General features: G+C 65.4%; 1 protein-coding gene. It reads right to left on the reverse strand.

Annotated elements, in window-relative coordinates:
- Positions 1-42 precede the first annotated feature (42 nt).
- A complete protein-coding gene (locus AB0C16_RS40005) occupies positions 43-1,248 on the reverse strand; it encodes an IS256 family transposase (protein WP_357691361.1) in 1,206 nt (401 codons plus the stop codon).
- Positions 1,249-1,375: the final 127 nt, after the last annotated feature.

The raw sequence follows: 1,375 nt of genomic DNA on the forward strand, positions 1-1,375 counted from the left end.
CCGGGTGTGTCAACTTAACGGCTGATCTTGGTTGTTGAGTGGTCAGCTGTTGGCCGGGGTGAGGCGGCCCTCGAAGGCGATCTGGAAGGCGTTCAGTGGTGCCTTCCAGCGCATGGTCCACCTCTTGCGGCCCTTGCCGGTCGGGTCGAGGCTCATCAGTGCCATGTAGATGCACTTCAGGGCGGCGGCCTCGTTGGGGAAGTGCCCGCGGGCGCGGACGGCCTTTCGGATGCGGGCGTTGACGCTCTCGATCGCGTTGGTCGAGCAGATGACCTTGCGGATCTCAACGTCGAAGGAGAGGAAGGGGACGAACTCGGCCCAGGCGTCCGACCACAGCTTCACGATCGCCGGGTACTTCTTTCCCCAGGCTTCTTGGAACTCCAGGAACCGTTCCATCGCGGCGTCCTCGCTGGGGGCGGTGTAGACGGGCTTGAGCGCCTTGGCGATCTTGTCCCAGTCCTGGCGGGCCGCGTAACGAAAGCTGTTGCGCAGGAGGTGAACCACACAGGTCTGAACAATCGTGCGAGGCCAGACCGCTTCGACCGCGTCGGGCAGGCCCTTCAGACCGTCGCAGACCAGCATCAGCACGTCCTCCAGGCCGCGGTTCTTCAACTCGGTGAACACGTGCAGCCAGTACTTGGCGCCCTCACCGCCGTCGCCGGCCCAGATGCCGAGGATGTCGCGGGTGCCGTCCACGGTCACGGCCATCACGACGTAGACGGGCCGGTTCGCCACCTGCCCATCCCGGATCTTGACGTTGATGGCGTCCACGAACAGGACCGGGTACACACGGTCGACAGGACGGTTCTGCCATTCGGCCATGCCGTCCATCACCTTGTCGGTGATCGTGGAAATGGTCTGCTTCGACACCTCCGCCCCATAGACCTCGGCCAGGTGCGCGGAGATCTCCCCATGCGTCAGCCCCTTCGCCGACAGGGACAGGACCATCTCGTCCACGTCGGCCAGCCTGCGCTGCCGCTTCTTGACGATCTGCGGCTCGAAGGTGCCGGCCACGTCGCGGGGCACCTTCACCTCGACCGGACCGACGTCCGTGAGCACGGTCTTGGCACGGGTGCCGTTACGGCTGTTGCCGCTGTTCTTCCCCGCCGCCTCGTGCTTGTCATAGCCGAGGTGATCGGTGATCTCGCCCTCCAGGGCCGACTCCAGCACCCGCTTGGTCAGCTGCTGCAACAGCCCGCCCTCACCGGTCAGCTGCAGGCCCTCGCTCCGGGCCCGGTCGACCAGCATGGCGATCAACTGCCCGTCCGACGTGGCCTCGCCGACCGGCTCCTCCACGGACTCGCGCTCGATCGTCGTCTCGCTCACTTGGCGTCTCTCCTTGATCAGCAGATCCGCCGTTCATTAGACACTCCCG

Source organism: Nonomuraea sp. NPDC048916 (assembly GCF_040649575.1).
GTDB lineage: Bacteria > Actinomycetota > Actinomycetes > Streptosporangiales > Streptosporangiaceae > Nonomuraea.

Bases quoted from the DNA above. Each gene is read 5' to 3' on its own strand.
- AB0C16_RS40005 (WP_357691361.1), bottom strand. From the start codon at position 1,248: ATGCTGGTCGACCGGGCCCGGAGCGAGGGCCTGCAGCTGACCGGTGAG.